At 55.6% G+C, this 18,546-nt stretch carries 13 protein-coding genes; 4 read left to right on the forward strand and 9 right to left on the reverse strand.

The window, feature by feature from the left end:
* Positions 1-37: 37 nt before the first annotated feature.
* From VEB01_RS16490 to VEB01_RS16510, 5 genes are all read right to left on the reverse strand, one after another.
* On the reverse strand, positions 38-511 hold the full coding sequence (locus VEB01_RS16490) for an FKBP-type peptidyl-prolyl cis-trans isomerase (protein ID WP_324877315.1): 474 nt from the start codon (positions 509-511) through the stop codon (positions 38-40).
* 219 nt (positions 512-730) lie between these two features.
* Positions 731-2,464 carry an ABC transporter ATP-binding protein gene (locus VEB01_RS16495; protein WP_324877316.1) on the reverse strand — a complete coding sequence of 578 codons (1,734 nt, stop codon included), beginning with the start codon at positions 2,462-2,464 and terminating at the stop codon, positions 731-733.
* 415 nt (positions 2,465-2,879) lie between these two features.
* A complete protein-coding gene (locus VEB01_RS16500; RefSeq protein ID WP_324877318.1) occupies positions 2,880-3,065 on the reverse strand; it encodes a hypothetical protein in 186 nt (61 codons plus the stop codon).
* A 163-nt stretch (positions 3,066-3,228) separates the two neighbouring features.
* On the reverse strand, positions 3,229-3,942 hold the full coding sequence (locus VEB01_RS16505; protein ID WP_324877320.1) for an endonuclease/exonuclease/phosphatase family protein: 714 nt from the start codon (positions 3,940-3,942) through the stop codon (positions 3,229-3,231).
* 16 nt (positions 3,943-3,958) lie between these two features.
* On the reverse strand, positions 3,959-6,127 hold the full coding sequence (locus tag VEB01_RS16510) for a VTT domain-containing protein (protein ID WP_324877321.1): 2,169 nt from the start codon (positions 6,125-6,127) through the stop codon (positions 3,959-3,961).
* Positions 6,128-6,439: 312 nt separating this feature from the next.
* Between VEB01_RS16510 and VEB01_RS16515 the strand changes: the two genes are divergently transcribed.
* Positions 6,440-7,177 (forward strand): response regulator transcription factor, encoded by a 738-nt coding sequence (locus tag VEB01_RS16515; RefSeq protein ID WP_324877323.1) that lies wholly within the window; start codon positions 6,440-6,442, stop codon positions 7,175-7,177.
* A gap of 672 nt (positions 7,178-7,849) precedes the next feature.
* Complete coding sequence (locus tag VEB01_RS16520) at positions 7,850-10,516, forward strand: PAS domain-containing sensor histidine kinase (protein WP_324877325.1); 2,667 nt, start codon at positions 7,850-7,852, stop codon at positions 10,514-10,516.
* 97 nt (positions 10,517-10,613) lie between these two features.
* Here VEB01_RS16520 and odhB read toward each other — a convergent pair whose 3' ends face one another.
* Together odhB and VEB01_RS16530 are read right to left on the reverse strand one after the other, a co-directional pair.
* Positions 10,614-11,864: a 2-oxoglutarate dehydrogenase complex dihydrolipoyllysine-residue succinyltransferase gene (gene odhB / locus VEB01_RS16525; RefSeq protein ID WP_324877327.1), complete on the reverse strand. Its 1,251-nt coding sequence runs from the start codon at positions 11,862-11,864 to the stop codon at positions 10,614-10,616.
* Positions 11,839-14,691 carry a 2-oxoglutarate dehydrogenase E1 component gene (locus tag VEB01_RS16530; protein WP_324877329.1) on the reverse strand — a complete coding sequence of 951 codons (2,853 nt, stop codon included), beginning with the start codon at positions 14,689-14,691 and terminating at the stop codon, positions 11,839-11,841. Before VEB01_RS16530 ends, odhB begins: the two co-directional genes overlap by 26 nt.
* A gap of 467 nt (positions 14,692-15,158) precedes the next feature.
* On the opposite strand from VEB01_RS16530, the gene VEB01_RS16535 reads away from it, so the two are divergent.
* Positions 15,159-16,367: an EAL and HDOD domain-containing protein gene (locus tag VEB01_RS16535; protein ID WP_324877331.1), complete on the forward strand. Its 1,209-nt coding sequence runs from the start codon at positions 15,159-15,161 to the stop codon at positions 16,365-16,367.
* Between the two features lie 120 nt (positions 16,368-16,487).
* Positions 16,488-17,489 carry a GTP 3',8-cyclase MoaA gene (gene moaA / locus VEB01_RS16540; RefSeq protein WP_324877332.1) on the forward strand — a complete coding sequence of 334 codons (1,002 nt, stop codon included), beginning with the start codon at positions 16,488-16,490 and terminating at the stop codon, positions 17,487-17,489.
* 41 nt (positions 17,490-17,530) lie between these two features.
* On the opposite strand, the gene VEB01_RS16545 is transcribed toward moaA, so the two are convergent.
* Together VEB01_RS16545 and VEB01_RS16550 are read right to left on the reverse strand one after the other, a co-directional pair.
* On the reverse strand, positions 17,531-17,737 hold the full coding sequence (locus VEB01_RS16545) for a DUF6494 family protein (RefSeq protein ID WP_324877333.1): 207 nt from the start codon (positions 17,735-17,737) through the stop codon (positions 17,531-17,533).
* A gap of 82 nt (positions 17,738-17,819) precedes the next feature.
* The gene (locus VEB01_RS16550) at positions 17,820-18,500 is read right to left on the reverse strand and encodes an NnrU family protein (protein WP_324877335.1); all 681 of its coding nucleotides are present in this window, start codon (positions 18,498-18,500) and stop codon (positions 17,820-17,822) included.
* Positions 18,501-18,546: the final 46 nt, after the last annotated feature.

Consider the following 18,546-nt stretch of genomic DNA (forward strand, 5'->3'; position numbering starts at 1 on the left):
TCTTGGCGAATGGCCAACTGCCCGCGATCTGCGCGAGTTAAGGATTAACTTTGACCAGTTCCACATCGAAAACCAGGGCTGCGTTCGGCGGGATTACACGACCTGCGCCGCTTTCGCCGTAGGCCAATTCCGGCGGAATGAAAAAGCGGTACTCGGCGCCTTCCTTCATAAGCTGTAAGCCTTCGGTCCAGCCAGGAATAACCCCGTTTAAGGGAAAACTTACGTTTTCGCCGTTGTCGAATTCCTGACCGGACACTAAGCTGCCCCGGTAGTTGACGGTTACAGTGTCGGTGGCTTTCGGTGAAGCGCCGCTGCCTTCGCTGAGGACTTGGTACTGTAACCCGCTTGCCGTGGTCACGACGCCAGGTTTTTGCCCGTTATCGGTTAAAAACTTGACGCTTTCCTCTTTGTTTTTCTCCGCGTTGGGAGACGGTGAGGGGGTGCAACCGAATAGCCCGAATACAATGAGGGCAATGCCAACCGCTCGGGAGGAAAATCCGAGTTTCTTCATAATGTTCACACTCCTTTTCAGATTGATAGGCGAACCTCTGACCGCATTGTACGGATTCCAATGCGCAACACCCAGTCGGAAGAGGGAAAATGCACGTTCCGGAACCGCGAGCCCGCGTATCGTCCCGAGCAATTTATAAGTAGGGCTTTTCTCGGCTGAGGTTGCTTTTTAAAGGGTAGCATCAAGCAAAATGTGCGAGGGGTGCTCGACCATGGCGTATCAGACGTCAGTGCGTGTATCCGGCAGAAAACCCCCGGCCTGCATGGCCCACAACTTATGGTAAAAACCTTTCACCGCAATCAGCTCCCGGTGATTTCCATCTTCGACGATACGGCCCCGATCGAAAACCAGGATACGGTCGAGATGCGCGATCGTGGATAAACGGTGGGCGACGACAATGACCGTTTTCCGGCCCATCGACCGGTCCAGACTGTCCTGAATGGCTTTTTCGGTTATGGAATCGAGGCTGGACGTGGCCTCGTCGAGAATCAGGATCGGTGCGTCTTTGACCATGACCCGGGCAATGGCGATACGTTGCCGCTGGCCGCCGGACAGTTTGACGCCGCGTTCGCCCACCAAGGATTCGTAGCGGTCTTTCATGCCGTCGATGAACTCATCCGCATGAGCCATACGGGCCGCCACGGCGATATCGGTGTCTTCCGCGTCCAACCGTCCGTAGCGGATGTTTTCCCGTAGCGAGCGATGGAACAGCGTGGGATCCTGGGGGATCAGGCTGACTTGTTCGTGGAGGGAGTCCTGGGTCACGTGAGCGATGTCCGTACCGTCAATCAGAATCCGGCCGCCTTGAGGTTCGTAGTAACGGAGGATCAGTCCCACGAAGCTGGATTTTCCGGAGCCGGAGAAGCCGACCAGTCCGACCCTCTGTCCGGGTTCGATGACGACATTCATGCCGTCGAATACCCATTGTCCCGGCACATAGCCAAAGCGCACGTCGCGAAATTCGATTCGGCCGCGCGTTATTCGTAACGGCTGCGCTTTTGGCGCATCGACGATTTCATGGGGTCGGACGACGGTGGTTACTCCGTTGCCAATATTGCCCACATATTCGAAAAACTCCAGAAAACGGCGGCTGAGATTGCGGGCATCGCCAATGATCAGAAGCGCCAGTCCCGCGCTCATGGCGAAGTCGCCAACACCGATCAAACCCTGGTCCCAAAGCTTGAGGGCAAAGTAAACGGTGCCCACCTTCAGCGCGGCGGCGTAAATGAACTGAAACCAGCGGACCCTCTCCATGTACCAGAAAGTCCGGCGTCCGGCCTTGACCTCCGTTTCAAGGTATTGGTTGAGATAATCTCGTTCGTGATGCAGCCGGGCAAACAGCTTGACATTCAGGATATTGGTCACGGAGTCGACGATTTTGCCGTTCACCTGGCTGCGGGTTTCGGCATAAGCCTGGGCGTAGGGGCGGCAACGCTTGGCCAGCCAGAACGATACGCCTACGTAAACCAGCACCCAAGCCGCTACAAACAATCCGAGATCCACGTGAGTTTTCAGCAGCAAAGCAATGGACACGGCGAATACGACGCCGATCGGCCAGAAATCGAAGAGAATGGCCCAAACAGTATGGTTGACGCTCATGGCGGTCTCGGTAATCCGGTGGGCCAGCGCGCCAGCAAAATGTCCGCTGAAATAGCGGACGGAGTGGTGCTGCAGATAGGCGTACAGCATTTGTGTTGTCCTCTGACGCAAGCGCGGCCCTACCGTGATCAGGCAGGCGCCGCTGGCTCGGCTGAACAGGACTTCGGCGATATTTAGTGCAGCGAAAAGCATCAACGGCATTTTCAAGCGCTCCGTCAACGAAATCGGGTCGCTGGCTCCCTGTGTCACGCCATCGATGATTTGCCCGATGGCGTAGGGTACAAGGATGTTGCTCATGGCTTGCCCCGTTTCCAGAATCAGCATCAACAGAAACCATCCGCGAAACCCTGCCATGCAGTGAATGATGAAGCGAAAGCTGGTATCAGGCAGCGCGGGAGCATCAGCTGCGCGTTTGAATGCGAACCTTGTCGAGTCATTCATGGTAAGGGCAAGGATTGTGCGGGAAGCGGAAACGGCGATCAGTTTTAAGGCGAGTTTAAGACCAGCCGGGTCCGCAAAGCGGAGCGCAAGAACCCTGAAAATCCCGTCGACCGCCGCTCCTTGGGAAAAACTGACGAGTTTGCTATGAGGGCCGCAAGACCGACGTCAATAATGATGATACGCGAGCGGTGGGCCGATTACACAGGTTTCGAAGTTGACTTCGTCGCCCGAGTGGGTTCGGGCGACGAAGTGAGGCGAGAAGCCTCGGGTTTATAGGGATAGCCGAAAGGCTTGGACAAACAGAGTCGTACCGACTCGGATGCGTTTGCTAACCGGCTTGCGCGTGGAAGCCAGAATCGAAGCCGACAGAATGGGGGAGTTCATAGCGGTCTTCGTTACCTGCGTCCATCTCGTCGTCGGGTTGGATCCGGATGTCCAGCCGGTCAACATCATCTGCCCATTTGTCCAAAAGTGCCGGCAGACTCTTCCTCAAATAGTCTCCTTTGATTCTCATGGTACTTTCCTTATTTTGAGTTAAGTTGGCAAATTCAGGTCCTGCACCTCAGCAAAGCTTTGGTAGTCAAGTTATAGAAAAATTCAAGGCCCAGGTAAATCAGACTTACTTATGGATGTAAGATTCTCGATAAGCATTATGTTTCATTCTTGGGACGGTGGCGTTAAAGCCCGGATGAATTCGAGTTCGAGTCAGGGCGCTTCAGCACAGCGCGCAACGGCAGATGGTCGGAGGTTTCCCGGGCCAGAGGCGTGGAGTACGCCGCGATATTCGCAAGAAGTTCGCGAGGTTTGACCCAAATCCGGTCGAGAGCGAACAGCGGGCGTATGGAGGGATAAGTCGCAATATCGGGTATGTGCCCGAAATGGTTACGCAGCCAGCGTAAAGGCCTTCCCCACAGAAACCACTCGTTCAAATCGCCGAATAGAAGCGCCGGTGGATGCGCATTGGCAAGTATACTTAGCAGCCGGGTCATTTGTTTCCGCCGCTCGCCGGGAAACAATCCCAGATGGGTGCCGATCGCGCGCAGAGGACCGCAAGAACTCTCGACTGACAGATCGATAGCGGCGCGAGGCTCCCGGTGCGGAAAGCTGAGATCGATGCGCCGGATGTTACGGACAGGCAGCCGAGTAAGGATGGCATTGCCGTAGTGCCCGTTGCGGCGTAACAGCGTCGGGCCCGGAATTGCCCGGTACTGCAAACGGGAAGCGAAATGTTGAAGCAGATCAAGAGCCACTTCAGGTTCCCATTGCAGTTCCTGAAGTGCAATGAGGTCGGCGTCGAGCTCGCGAATGATTGTCAAGACCCGCTCCGGATCGTAACGGCCGTCGCGCCCGATGCAGTCATGAACATTGTAGGTTGCGACGACTAAAGACATGACTGGTGTGGATTCGCTACCCTGCCGAACTGTCGGCGCATGCCGTATTTTCCGCTTCGCGGCGCCGGAGCCATCGGTGCACTGCGAACGCAACGACGCCGATGACGGTGGTCGAGCCGACGAGCAAGGCGATGTTGGCAATGCTGGGGTGATGGACCGCGGCAGCCAAACGATCCGAAAAAACCGTGATGGCCGTCGCGCCGGGGAGCATGCCGAAGACCGTTCCGAGCAAAAAGTCGCGGAAGCGGATATGAGAGGCGCCCGCTACCAGATTGACTACAGTGAAAGGCGCAACGGGCACCAGTCGAACCGTGAGCATGGCGAGCAGACCTCGATGACGTAACCAACGGCTGAGCGTGTTGAGCCGGGCGCCGCCCAAACGCCGCACAATGTTTCGACCGAAAGCGTGACCGAGCGCAAAGGTGAGGGAAGCTCCCACCAGCGATCCAAGAAGCGAATAGACGAGGCCCATAGTAGGACCGAATACGACCACCGTCGTAAAGATCACCAATGTGATCGGTATTGCCGTTAAGGCCGCAAGTACATAGGCCCCGAGTACCCATACCGGTGTTACTGGGGCCTGTTGCAGCGCACGTCCGACACCGATTAGCGTGTCCTTGTCGAGCCAGTCGTGCAATGGCCCCCAACGCCAGGCGGCTGCGAGCCCCCCGATCATGGCGAGCAGGCCAAAAGTGGCAACAATCCGTTTGCGGGCGGAAGGCCGGTGCTCGACGGGAATGAGTTCGTCGATCAGGCGGTCAGGGTCGATAGGCTTTTCCGGATCGACCACGCTGCCTTCCGGCAGAAGCGCGTCGGCATCGGGCGACACCTCGCCTTCGAGAAGCCGAAGCGTGTGCGGGTTTCCCCGCAAGCTCTCGATGGCGGAAATGAGTGATTTCTCGCGTTTGATCGCCTGCTCCACTCGCTCCGCTCCGGCACCTAGATGTTCAGCCAGCAGGCGATTTCGAAAGTCGCCGATCGCTTTTGCAGTCCGCGATTCGGCCGCTTCTATGGCGAGATTGCATTCGGTGTCGAGCCCCATCGAGCGATTGTTCAGGTTCGCCGAGCCGACAATCGCCAGGCGATCGTCTACCACCATCAGTTTGGAATGCACGTTGATGCATTGGCCGTTCAGGCCGTCGCAGTCGGGATAGTAGATCCGGAATTTGCCATGTCGGTCGGCTGCGCGAAGGCGGCGAAGCAGCCGGGCTCGCAAGACTTCCATAGTGGTTTGCTCCAGCCAGCCGCCACCCGTCAGTCGCGACACGACGACGACTTCCGGTGGGGTTGGCTCGCGAAGTCGTAATTCGAGCAAATCGCCGACCGAGGAAGCCGTCAAATATTGATTCTCGATGTAAATCGCGTTTTTCGCTGATTTGATAGCGTCGAGGTATAGCTGCCGGAGTTCGGTGATTTCAGCGGCACCGTTGAACCGCGGGGCAGTTCGGGCGATCGCGACATCCACATCGGTGATGTCCGGGATGACCGACCGGGGCCAGGGATCAGTTTCGGCCTGACTGGTGTCATGGATGTCGCATCCGGTCGCGTACCGCCAGCGCTCGCGGACAAGCACGCCGAGTGCCGCCGCAGCCTCCCCGTCCACCATCATTTGCACGTCGTGGACCGGAGCGTAAGCTTGGCCGTTGGACCGACAACGGTAGGGTGCGTTGGGTTCATGGTCGGGCGTATCCCAACGTTCCTGGGCTAAGTCCATACCGCCGACAAAGGCCAGGGCATCATCGATTACTATGATTTTCTGGTGGTGCGAAGCACCAACCGGATGCCTGCCGTCGAGATAAAAGTGAAGGTGCCGATGGCTTTGCCAGCCGAGAGTGTAGATGGGTAGGACTTCTCGGCCGGGTGCATAAAGCATCGCGAAGTCCCAATTCAGAATATAAACTTCCAGCCCGCGGCGGTGCTCGATAAGTGCTTTCAGGAAGTCACCGAGTTGGATCGGAAATCCATCGCTGACGCCGTCTTGAACCAACCTGGTTCGGCTGTCGATGTCCCAGCCGATGATAAAAATAGACCGCTGAGCACGTGTCGCTGCCGCTCGCAAAGCAGGGAAATACGCCGAGCTATCGATCAAAAACGAAACCCGGCGAGCAGGTGCAATGCGCCAGCAGTTGCGCCCAGGCTCCAGCATGCGGGTCTCGCCTTTTCTATGCCTGTCCAGATTCCCCATTCTTTCAATCTTTCTCGTCGGCGGCCTTAAAGCACTGAAAATAGCCGGAACAAGTTTTCCGGCTGTGTGATTGAGATCGTGGAAATAACGGTTGGATCTCTTTACGTTGTTTGACAAGCTTTAGCGGCTAGCGCTCCAAATTCCGCCGACCATGTTGTTCGGGCGGAAGATTTTTCATAGGGCCAGTTATGGCATCAATGTTGCTGATTTTGAATCGTGGGGTGTGTAACTTGGAAACATTTCGAGAACAGCTTAGTAAACCCGTCTCAATGTAAGCGTAGGTTTACAGGGCTGTGTTGGGGGGATACGATAATGAATTTACCGGTAAAAGTTGCGGCTGGTTTGGTTGCATGTTCGTATATACAAATGCGCGACCTTCATGGAAAATACCGATCGCTCACCTTCGAAACCATACTAATTGAAAAGGCGTTTAATATGGCTGTTAATGGACTAACAGTTTTTATTGTCGACGATGATCCCGATGTGTGTGATGCCTTGGCGGCACTACTTAGGGCTGAGGGCTTCGTTGTTGAGACTTATTTGTCCGCGCCCGACTTCCTGGCTTCGCTGAAGCCCGAGCAACAAGGATGCATCATTCTGGATATCAATCTTCCTCAAATCTCCGGTTTGGATTTGCAACAGATCCTGACGGAGAGGGGATTTAACCTTCCAATCATCTTCCTCACGGGGTACGGCGATGTGCCCAAGTCAACGGCCGCCTTTAAGGGCGGAGCCGTGGATTTTCTTGAAAAACCTGTGGATGCCGACGTACTGATACCGGCGATAAGGAATGCCCTTGTTCTCGGTTATCAGCGCTATGAAGAAAAGTCGCGTCAGATTGAGCTTGACGCTCTTTACGCAAATCTCACGCCTCGTGAAAAGGAAATCTTAGTATTCCTGGCGCGTGGTTATTCGGCGAAACAGGTCGGAAAGGCATTGGGCATCAGTCATCGCACCGCCGAAATTCACCGGGCCCGCATTATGGAGAAGCTGGGTGTCCAATCGCTCGCCGATCTCGTGGCGCTCGCTATTCAGATGGGGATTCGTTAAGCGACGGGACAGGATTTTATCTTGTCCGGTTAGGCGTTGTTTTGATGAAAGTGACACCTCAGGGGCCAGCTGAAGCCCATTGGACCTTCGGTTGCTCGGACAATGGAGCAGACTAAAGTCAGCGTCCGAAAGTCGAGGCTTATTGCTTACCTGCGAAATCTTGCTCTCAGGTATCCCACCCAAGAAGCCATTCCGATCGAGTACTGATCGATCCTCGCCGCTAATTAGGTAGAACTTTTTTGAAGATGAGCCAGAAGAGTGTCGTGCAAAAGATACGTAAGGCTACGTACATTCGAATCGCTGTTTGACGTCGTACCCTACAAAGACATTAAAAAACATTCAGGTCTCTTTTTATAAACCCGAATGTTTTACAAGCTCAGGATAACCGAACGGGTTGTTCTACCTCGCACGACATCGCTCAAGTCGCTGAAAATGGCGGCTTGAGCACTACACTCGAATGGTTCTATTTAATCCGTAGCTGATACAAACGGAAATACGTAGGAGCTCTTATCATACGGCCCGGCGTAATCGGAATGGAGGTCAATGGTGTCCAGCTTCAATAAATCCAGCGAGACGTTGAAGCCGAAGAGTCCGTTCGTAGTTCTTAAGCCGTATGTCGCCGTTCTTGCCTCACTCTTGATTGTTTTGGGGGTAATTGCTGCAGCTCATGCAGTGAGCCGGCAAATTCCGATCAGCCTTTTACTGCTAATCCCGGTTTCTATTGGCGCCTTCTTGGGCGGTTTTGGTGCCGGCATATTTGCGATCATCCTGGGGCTGGCGGCGGATCATTTTCTGTTCGGGGAGTCCGCTTTTCATATCCGGCGGCTGTTTCCTTATGTGAACGAGCAGGCTCGTTTCGTATTCTTCATAATCGAGGGGCTGCTGCTGACCGGGATCGGCCACTGGCACCGACTTTCCAAGCTAAGAGCCCACGAGTCCGTACGGCGTCAGCAAATGCTGGAACAAGAGATCGTCGATCGGCGGGAGTTGGAAGAATCGGTGGCACGAAGCCAACGTGCCCTCCAATCGCAACTCGCAGAAATCGAAGGTATCTATGCCGCGGCGCCCGTGGGACTCTGTTTTCTCGACCGGGATCTTCGCTTTGTCCGCATCAACCAGCGGCTTGCCGAAATTCATGGGATTCCTGTGGAAGCGCACGTCGGACGGACGGTGCAGGAGGCGATTCCGGAGATTGGACTGGCGATCATTCCGCAATTGCGACGGGTGATCGCATCGGGCGAGCCGATTCTGGAAAAGGAAATTTCAGGGGTGATGCCGGATGATTCGCGCGCGGAGCGGGTTTTGCTGGCGAGCTTTTTCCCGGTAAAACAAAGCGACGGGTTTGTGTCGGGCGTAAACGTCGCCGTACAGGAGATCACCGAACAGAAGCGGTTCGAGGTCGTGCTACGGGAGAGCGAAGAAAAATATCGGCTTTTGGCGGAAGTATCTCCTCTCGTTATCTGGACGGCTGCGCCGGATGGAACTTTGACCTATGCAAGTCAACATTGGCTCGATTACAGCGGCTTAACATTGAAGGACACACAGGGGCAGGGATGGGCTTCAGTACTGCACCCCGAAGATCGGGAGCGGGTATTTGCCGAGCAGCCGGAGATTCTGAGGAAAAAATGTCCTTATGAGACAGAGCTCAGATTTCGCTGCAAACAGACCGGAGAGTATCGTTGGCATCTCATCCGTGCTTTGCCGCTCCACGATGAACTGGGCAAGATCAGCCAATGGGTGGGTATTGCTATGGATATCCATCAGATCAAATGCGGCGAGAAAGCATTGCGGGTCAGCGAAGCGCGCCTGCTATTGGCTCTTGAAGCCGGTCGAATGGCGGCTTGGGAGCGAGATTCGTCAACCGGTGGCGTAGCTTGGCTCGATCCAATGCATATTCGTTCGGCTATCGATTTCGAAGACCAGTTCCAGACATGGGTGCAGGGGATCGCAGACCGGGATTTGCCTTCCTTTCCAGAGGCTAAGGATCAGCCCATTCAGAGCTATAGCCAAGAATTCCGCATCGTGTTGCCAGACGGGCGTTTAAATTGGCTGGAAGTACAGGGGCAACCGATATTGGATAATCAAGGGCGTTGCCGACGACTGATCGGCATCCTTTCCGACATTACCGAGCGGAAGCATGGAGAGGAGAGTTTACGTCATACCGAGCGGCTCTACAGAACGATCGGCGAGTCCATGAAATATGGCATGTGGGTTAGCACGCCCGAAGGCAGCCTTACTTATGCCAGCGAATCCTTTCTGACCTTGACCGGGCTCTCAGTGGATCAGTGTTCGGGTTTCGGATGGATGGCGGCCGTTCATCCCGATGACGCGCACCGCGTTTGGGGAAGCTGGAAACAGGCGGTACGGACTCTTCAGCCATGGGACAGCGAATACCGCTGCCGGGGTACGGATGGATGCTGGCATCCAATATTGGCGCGCGGGCTGCCGGTCAAGGATTCACGAGGTGCGGTAATTTGCTGGGCGGGCATCAACCTAGATATCAGTCGTCTCAAGGAAGCCGAAGAAGCGCTGCGGGAAGCAGATCGAAAAAAGGACGAGTTTATCGCCCTACTGGCTCACGAACTCCGGAATCCGCTCGCGCCGATTTTGACTTCGGCGCAATTATTGAAACGGCGCGGCTCGGAACGGCCGGAATTGCTCGAATCAGCCAGTAGCAGCATTGAGCGTCAGGTGAAATATCTAACCCGGCTGATCAACGATCTTGTGGACGTATCACGGGCTGCGAGGGGTAAGTTAAAGCTGAGCTTCGAGGTAGCCGATATGGCTTCGGCAATTTCCCAAGCTATCGAAGGCTGCCAGCCGGTTATTGAAAAAAACCAGCAGGAGTTGGTGCTCAGGGGAGTCGATCAACAGCTCTATATTTGGGGGGACCCGGCACGGCTTTCGCAAATAGTCGGGAATTTATTGATGAATGCGTCGAAATTTACGCCAATAAAGGGCCGGATAGAATTGGAGATGAATCGGGTTGGGAAGGAAATCTCAATAACGGTTCGGGACAACGGAATCGGAATCGAGCCGAATGCACTTGAGCATATCTTTGAACCATTCGTTCAATTCGAACGACCGCTGCACAGTGGCCATAGCGGACTGGGCGTCGGCTTGGCTCTCGCAAAAAGCCTGGTTGAAATGCATGGCGGCAAAATTTCGGTCGCTAGCCCCGGCAAAGATCATGGCAGCGAATTTTCGATCCGCTTGCCTTTATTCGACCAATTGTCCGGGCGAAAATCCGACCCGGCAGCTGGGGAAGACGAGGTGCAACCGATCCGGTCACCTATTCCGTGCGATAAAGCCCACCCGGCCCGTGCGTTGAAAGGGTAAAGTGTCTTGAGTTCGCCGCCAAATGTACGCAGAAGCCTATTACCCGGTATGAAAGCAGCCAGCGGTCTGCCGGCGCCGCTAATATAATGCCTCCGCTTCAGATCTTCAGAAGCAATCTGACCGGATCTTCCAGCAGTTCCTTTAGGGTGAACAGAAAAGACACGGCTTCGCGGCCGTCGATGATGCGATGATCGTAGGAGAGGGCCAGATAGATCATCGGCCGAATCACGATTTGTCCGTCCTCGACCACCGGCCGCTCTTTAATGGCATGCATGCCTAGAATGGCGCTCTGCGGAGGGTTGAGGATAGGGGTCGAGAGCATGGAGCCGAAGATGCCGCCGTTGGTGATGGTAAACGTGCCGCCGGTCAGATCTTCGAAGCTGAGTTTGCTGTCCCGTGCTTTCTGTGAGAAGTCGATGATCGCCTTTTCGATTTCGGCAAACTCGACACGGTCGGCGTCACGCAGGATCGGTACCACCAGTCCGCGATCGGTGGAGACGGCGATGCCGATGTCGTAATAATCGTGGTAGACGATCTCGTTCCCTTCGATTGAGGCGTTGACGATCGGGAAGCGCCTGAGGGCTTCCACCGCCGCCTTAACGAAGAAGGACATGAAACCCAGCTTGATCTTGTATTCCTGCTCGAAGCGCGCGCGGTGTTGATTCCGCAGATCGAAGATCTTCTGCAGATTGACTTCATTGAAGGTGGTTAACGTAGCGGTCGTGTGCTGCGCCTCGATCATGCGCTCGGCGATGCGGGCTCGAAGCCGGGTCATGGGCACGCGCCGTTCGCCGCGGCCCTCCGGAGTCTCAACCGCAGGCTTCTGCTTTGGCATCGGTTCCGGTTTCCGGGGAGGGGCTATCTTTTCGATGGTTTCGCTTTTCCGAGATTCTAAATAATCCAGGACGTCCTGCTTGGTCAGTCGACCCTCGCGCCCGGTGCCTTTGATCTGTGCCGGATCGAGGTTGTGCTCCATGATCAGCCGGCGCACCGAAGGGCCTATGGGTTGATCGAAGCCTATGCTCCTAGAGGTTCTCTCGGGAGGCGGCGCGGTTTCCTGTTTCGCTGCAATATCCGTGGGGACTGCGGCTTCGGCAATCGCGGGGCGGACCTCCGTTTCGATCACCGCCAGAAGATCCCCGCTCCCAACCACGTCGCCTTTTCCATGTCGAACCTCTTGTAGAACGCCGTTATCCGGAACGGGTACCTCGAGGACCACCTTTTCGGTTTCCAGGTCCACCAGCGTCTCGTTTTTCTGTACCGGGTCGCCCGGCTGTTTGTGCCAGTCGAGCAAGGTCGCGTCGCTGACCGACTCGGGCAGATTAGGCACGGTGACTTCGATGCGCATGAACTATTCCTAGTGGCTCTTGACGGGGTACGGTTCCAAACAATGCATCTTCGACAATTTTCTTCTGCTGCTCCAAATGCCGGTGGAATTGACCCACGGCGGGCGCGGCGGACATCGGACGCCCAGCATAGCTGAGGGCGATGTCCTTTTCCAGAAGGCTCAGGAAGCGGTGCTTGATTTGGTGCCACGCCCCTTGATTTTCCGGTTCCTCCTGGCACCAGATCAATTCTTTCATCTGAGGATAGGCCGCTAGCTCCTGCATGAACGTATCGTAAGGGAAGGGATAGAGCTGTTCGATGCGAATGATGGCGACGTTTTTAAGGTTTTCCTTGCGCCGCGTCTCCAGAAGATCGTAGAACACTTTGCCGGTGCACAGGACCACGCGGGTGATTTTGGCGGGATCGTGGGCGTCGATTTCGCCAATGATGTTGCGGAAGCTGCCGTCCGACAGTTCATCCAGCCGCGAAGCGGCCAGTTTGTGCCGCAGCAGACTTTTTGGCGTCATCACGATGAGCGGTTTCCGGTAAGGCCGCAGCATCTGCCGGCGCAAAAGATGAAACACTTGAGCCGGGGTCGTCGGAACGCATACCTGAATATTCTGCTCGGCGCAGAGTTGCAGATAACGTTCGATCCGGGCCGACGAATGTTCAGGGCCTTGGCCTTCATAGCCATGGGGCAGCAGCATGGTCAGGCCGCTGAGCCGTCCCCATTTGGTTTCGCCGGAGGTGATGAATTGATCGATGACGACCTGGGCATTGTTGGCGAAGTCGCCGAACTGGGCTTCCCAAATCACTAAAGTGTCGGGTTCGGAGCTGCTGTAGCCGTACTCGAATCCGAGCACGCCTTCTTCGGACAACAGGGAGTCGTAGATATGAAAGCGTGCCTGTTTGCCGTTGAGGTTCTGAAGAGGGACGTAGGCATCGCCGGAATTTTGATCGTACAAGATTGCGTGGCGGTGGAAGAAAGTGCCGCGTGCCACGTCTTGTCCGGTCAAACGTACGCCGTAACCTTCGGTCAATAGAGAGGCGTAGGCCAAGGTTTCCGCGTATCCCCAGTCGAGAGGGATTTCGCCCGCCGCCATTTTGCGCCGATTGTCTATGATCGCCGCCGCGCGCGGATGAAGAGCAAATCCCGACGGAATGGTGACCAGTCGCTCGGAAAGATCGTGAATGGTTTCCTGCGGCAAACCCGTTTCGCAGGGCAGGGTCCACTCCGTACCTAAGTAATGATCCCAGCGGGTCTTGGCGTAGTTCGTGACATCGTGAACGATCGGCCGGAAAAACGTTTCGTCGTTTTTCAAGCCATTCTGGTATTCCTCGTCCATGTGCTGGACGGTGTCCGCGGCCACCACCCCTTCTGCGACCAATCGGTCGGCGTAAAGCTTCCGTACCGACGGATGGTTGCGAATAAAGCGGTACATCGAAGGCTGGGTCACGGCCGGTTCGTCCGCCTCGTTATGGCCGTGGCGCCGATAACAGATGAGATCGATGACCACGTCTCGCTTGAATTTCATCCGGTAATCAAGGGCGAACCGTGTGATGTAGAGCACCGCTTCCGGGTCGTCGCCGTTCACGTGGAACACCGGTGCCTGGACCATGTTCGCGACATCGGTGCAGTACAGCGTGGATCGGGCGTCAAACGGATTGCTGGTCGTGAAGCCGATCTGATTGTTAATGACGATATGTATTGTCCCGCCTGTCGTGTAAGCGCGGGTTTCGGCCATGTTGAGCGTTTCCATGACCACCCCTTGCCCTGCAAACGCGGCGTCGCCGTGGATCAAGACCGGGAGCACGGCCGTCTCGCTGTCTTCTTCCTCACGCCGGTCCTGGCGCGCGCGCACCGAACCTTCCACGACGGCGTCGATGATTTCCAGATGCGAGGGGTTGAAGGCCAAGGCAAGATGCACCGTGCCGCCTTCCGTCTCGAGATCCGACGAGAAGCCCATGTGATATTTCACGTCGCCTGCACTGGCGTATGGCGGCGCGTTGGAATAAATGCCCTCGAATTCCTGAAACAACGAACTGGGCTTCTTGCCCAGGATATTGATCAGCACGTTTAGCCGTCCGCGGTGAGCCATGCCCATCACGATTTCCTTGGTTCCCATTTCGCCTGCCCGCTGGATCAAATCGTCCAGAAGCGGAATCAGGCTTTCGGCGCCTTCAAGCGAAAAGCGCTTCTGCCCCACATATTTCCGATGCAGGTATTTTTCGATGCCTTCGGCGGCGGTGAGAAGCTTCAGCAGCCATTTTTTTTCTTCCGCATTGAAGTTCCCCTGCGCGCGGGTGCTTTCCAACCGGTGCTGAATCCATTGCTTGATGTCGCTGTCGACGATGTGCATGTATTCGGCGCCGATGTCGCCACAATAGGTTTGCCGCAGTATCGAGAGAATCTCGCGCAAAGCCAGTCGCTCGGAACTTCGCAGGATATCGATATAAAAAGGGCGGTCCAACTCGTCTCCGCCGAGTCCATAATACCCGGGATCCAAATCGCGCAGCTCCGGTGGACGGGAGAGTTTCAACGGGTTGTTGTCGGCGGCCTGGTGGCCGCGGGTGCGGTATTGATAAATCAGTTGGTCGACCGCGGACTGTTTGCGCAACATTTCTTCCGCTTCGGATTCCCCGAACGAGGGTCCGGTACCAGGATGCTCTATTCCGGCCGCGGCTTCATCCCGTGCCAATTCCTGCTGGATCGACCGGAATTTCTCCCTCCAGCTTTCATCGACGGATTCGGGGTTGCGCAAGAATTTCTCGTAGAGATCTTCGAGAAAAGCGACGTTGTCTTCGCTAAAAGCCGATGCTTCTTCAAATAGTTGTAAGAGCTTATTCATTAGATTGTCTCGGATGCCCGTCCCGTTCGTTCGGTTTTTGAATACATACTATATGCCTGCCATATGACGTTCTATCCATTGGGGCAAGCTGTGGGACGTTTGGCAAGTGGTTGCCACTATAATTAAAGACAATTTTGAGTCGGGTTTTATCTCGGACAATGCTCAGAAAATTACCCAGTCCCGTGCAGCCGGACGAACAAGAGTAAATACGGCGCAGCTAGAGCCGGCCCTAGCCAGTGGAGCAATTCGGTCGTTCATGTCCGATTGCCTTATCCGGTGTAAAAGTTAAGTTTACGTTAGATTCCGGAGTAAGCCGAATGGACAGCTTCTAAAGCGATTTCGGCTACCTTTTAGCGGTCCGACTCACCTCATCCAAACAACGGCAATACATCGAGCGCATAAAATGTTCTTGTGCTAGCCTCTTGCTTGGTTTCATTTTCGGACGAAATACGGCGGGGGGAATAACTATGTTCGATGGATTGGTCGGTCGTACGCCAATATACACGCGCACTCTCGATGTGTACGGTTACGAGCTCAGCTTTTGCAGCGGCGAAGCCCTGCGCCTGGGTACCAAAGACAGCGAGGCGCAGTGGACGGAAGCGGTGCGACAGGCCGGCCAGGATCTAGATTTAAGAGATCTGATTGGGGACAGTCGGGCGATGATCCGGGTGACATCCGGGGCTTTGGGCGTATGCGAGACCTTGGCCTGGCCGAAATCCCAGGTGGTTCTGGCGATATCCGAAGAGGCTTTGAATGACGGTGCGGCGGAGGAAACCGCATCCCGGCTGGCCAGAGAGGGCTTTACCATCGCGCTTCATAACCCGTCCTGCGATCTGGTCGAGCTCAGGCGTGAGGCTGACTACGTATCGATCTGTTCTCTGGACGCCCAAAAACTAAATGGCTTTAAAACGGACGGGATGGGGGGGCACTACGACCAAAATATGCATCTTTTGGTGCGGGACGTGGAAACTCCGGACGAATACGATCGCTTCAGCAAGCTGGGATTCGATTATTACGAAGGGATGTTCTTCGAGCGGCCGAGGCATTTGCACAGCTGCGAGATACCGGGAAACCGCTTGGCTGTTCTGGAACTGCTGGCGCGGCTTCAAAATCCCAAGGTCGATGTCGTCGAAGCCGAGGCGATTATCACGCGCGATATGACCTTGAGCTACAAGCTCCTCCGCTTGATCAATTCCGCATTTTTCGGCGTATCGAAACGAGTCGATTCGATCCGCCGGGCCGTGATTTTCTTCGGGCTGCAGCGGATCAAGAATTGGGCGTCGGTGATTCTGGTCAATTCCGTCGATTACCGTCCGCGTGAGTTGCTGACCACGGCGATGGTGCGGGCGCGAACCTGCGAGCTGTTGGCCGAGCAATTGCAACGCCCCAATACCGAGCTTTATTACATGGCCGGGTTGTTTTCCCTGGTGGATGCGGTCATGGACGTTCCCAGGGAGCAGATTCTGCAACGGTTGAACCTTGCGGACGCCATCAGCGAGGCGCTGCTTCACGGCAGCGGCCCGGTTGGAGAGGTGCTCCGCGCCGTAATCGCATTCGAGCGTGCGGAACCCGGTGAGATTCAGGGTTGCCAATTCGCGCAGGGCGTACCGGCTCGTGCTTACGTCGAATCGATCCGCTGGGCGACGGGTGTCCAAAGGGCGCTGGCGTCGTCTTGAGTGCAAACGTGCGCCGTAGCGCACATCATAAATCCCGAGTGATTTGCTTGGCTATTTGGCCGGGTTCGTGGGAAAATCTCATTCAAGTCTTCGATCTCACCGAGCTAGAACGATAACCGTATGGCGGCTTTACCCGCGCAATTGATCGATCGCTTCGGGCGGCGTATCAGTTACGTACGCATCTCCATCACTGACCGTTGCGACTTTCGCTGCATTTATTGCATGGGCGAAGACATGGTCTTTTTGCCGCGCGCGCAGATTTTGACGCTTGAAGAAATCCTGGCCGTCGCGGCGGCGTTCGTGGAACTCGGTGTCGAAAAGATCCGGATTACGGGCGGCGAGCCCCTGGTGCGCAAGGGCGCGGTCGATCTGTTGCGGGAAATCGGCAGACTGCGGGGCTTAAGCGAACTGGTGTTGACGACCAACGGTTCGCAACTGGAAAAAACCGCCTCCGCGCTGAAGTCCGCCGGAATAAAGCGCATCAATGTCAGTCTCGATTCGCTGGATGCCGACCGGTTTCGGAAAATGACCCGGGTAGGAGACCTTGATCAGGTGCTCCGCGGCATCGACGCTGCGCTAGAGGCGGGTTTCGAACGGCTCAAAATCAATGCCGTCGTACTTAAGAATCGAAACCACGACGAGGTGAGCGAGCTGGTCGCTTATGCGATCGCCAAGAATATCGACATCAGCTTCATAGAAGAAATGCCGTTGGGCGTGGTCGACGGGCACGACCGTGCCGAGGAGTACTATTCCAGCGACGACATCAAACGGGATCTCGACCAACGGTTTGCCCTGCTGCCCACGCCGGAAACCACGGGCGGACCCTCCCGTTATTTTCGCGTGTCCGGCACCGACACCCGGGTGGGATTCATATCCCCGCACAGCCATAACTTCTGCGGAACCTGCAATCGCGTGAGAGTAACGGCGGAAGGCCGGTTGCTGCTCTGTCTGGGCAACGAACACTCGGTAGACCTTAAACGGATCTTGCGGGCTAATCCGGGTGATATGGACAAGCTGAAAAATGCGATCGTCGATTCGATGGCGATCAAGCCTGAGCGGCATTATTTCGACATCAAGGTCCAACCGGTTATCTTCCGCCATATGAGCGTTACCGGCGGCTGAACCTACCATCGAGCGGCAATGCGCAAGCGCCGCTAAATGGACTACTCCAGGGCGATCTCGTCGTCTATGACGTGACGGATGTTCAGGGCCGGAACTTCCAAGGTCATCTTCACGGCGAACTTCTCGTTTCCGATTAGCTTGCCGGCCTGTAGGGCGTCGTGCACAGCCAGCTCGATCTCCCGTTGCGAAGTCACGCCGACTTTTTTCAAGAACTTGCGAATGTCCATGTTGAAAGTGTCGTCGTTCATTGCCATATCTCCTCAATTTCCAATTTTGATTCCGATTTTCGGGGCTTGATTCCGACACCACAAGCCGCAAAGGTCGGTTGTCTCAGAAGAGCGGCGAGACCCCGAACAGTTGGGTGTGGAAATGCATCATTCCAAGATAAAGCAGCAAGGCCAGCGCAATGCGCCACCAGCCGATTTCAGCCAATTTGAGTTGATTGCGTCCCTCTCGGATGGCGTTGAAAGGGATGTTGGATGTTACGGCCGTGAATTTCGCCCATTGTTCCCCAAAGCGCCGCTGACGTTTGGCGTCTATCGAGCGGGTCCCCCCTATCGTTAGGAGCAGCAAGGACCCGAACAGTACGAGCGCCGCGGCGTCGCCGTTGGCGATCAGGTGCACGATGGCCCACAGGCCGACTCCCCAAAGAAACGGATGGCGGGTAACCCGCAGAATGCCTCGTGCCGGCTCTGCTTCATACAGCCGCGATTCACCGTTTACCGCCGTCGGATTAAGCGTCGTAACACCGGTAACAGCCAAGATGAAAGCGACCAGCATCAGGAGCGCCGCTACGGGCTTGAACCAAGCGAGCTGTCCCCAGGTTTCGATGTAAGGCGCATGGCGATAGGCGTAAATCAGCCAGAACAGGCCGAGCACCGAAAGACTGGAAAAACCGATACGGTAGACGCGCTCGCCATATCTCGCGACGAGCCGATCCCGCCACCGGGTGCCGGCGATCAAAAAATGGATGCCGATGAAAAACAAGGCGGCAAGCGTAAGCTGGATCATATGGAAGCTCCGGGTTCGAGTCCGACACAGTTCATAGGGCATGCCA

Source organism: Methylocaldum sp., assembly GCF_035627495.1.
Lineage (GTDB): Bacteria > Pseudomonadota > Gammaproteobacteria > Methylococcales > Methylococcaceae > Methylocaldum.

What these genes read in the sequence shown, in the direction of transcription:
- moaA (WP_324877332.1), top strand. Translation starts at nt 16,488, where the DNA reads ATGGCGGCTTTACCCGCGCAATTGATCGATCGCTTCGGGCGGCGTATC.
- VEB01_RS16505 (WP_324877320.1), bottom strand. Translation starts at nt 3,942, where the DNA reads ATGTCTTTAGTCGTCGCAACCTACAATGTTCATGACTGCATCGGGCGC.
- VEB01_RS16500 (WP_324877318.1), bottom strand. Translation starts at nt 3,065, where the DNA reads ATGAGAATCAAAGGAGACTATTTGAGGAAGAGTCTGCCGGCACTTTTG.
- VEB01_RS16495 (WP_324877316.1), bottom strand. Translation starts at nt 2,464, where the DNA reads ATGGCAGGGTTTCGCGGATGGTTTCTGTTGATGCTGATTCTGGAAACG.
- VEB01_RS16550 (WP_324877335.1), bottom strand. Translation starts at nt 18,500, where the DNA reads ATGATCCAGCTTACGCTTGCCGCCTTGTTTTTCATCGGCATCCATTTT.
- VEB01_RS16510 (WP_324877321.1), bottom strand. Translation starts at nt 6,127, where the DNA reads ATGGGGAATCTGGACAGGCATAGAAAAGGCGAGACCCGCATGCTGGAG.
- VEB01_RS16535 (WP_324877331.1), top strand. Translation starts at nt 15,159, where the DNA reads ATGTTCGATGGATTGGTCGGTCGTACGCCAATATACACGCGCACTCTC.
- odhB (WP_324877327.1), bottom strand. Translation starts at nt 11,864, where the DNA reads ATGCGCATCGAAGTCACCGTGCCTAATCTGCCCGAGTCGGTCAGCGAC.
- VEB01_RS16515 (WP_324877323.1), top strand. Translation starts at nt 6,440, where the DNA reads ATGAATTTACCGGTAAAAGTTGCGGCTGGTTTGGTTGCATGTTCGTAT.
- VEB01_RS16545 (WP_324877333.1), bottom strand. Translation starts at nt 17,737, where the DNA reads ATGAACGACGACACTTTCAACATGGACATTCGCAAGTTCTTGAAAAAA.
- VEB01_RS16530 (WP_324877329.1), bottom strand. Translation starts at nt 14,691, where the DNA reads ATGAATAAGCTCTTACAACTATTTGAAGAAGCATCGGCTTTTAGCGAA.
- VEB01_RS16490 (WP_324877315.1), bottom strand. Translation starts at nt 511, where the DNA reads ATGAAGAAACTCGGATTTTCCTCCCGAGCGGTTGGCATTGCCCTCATT.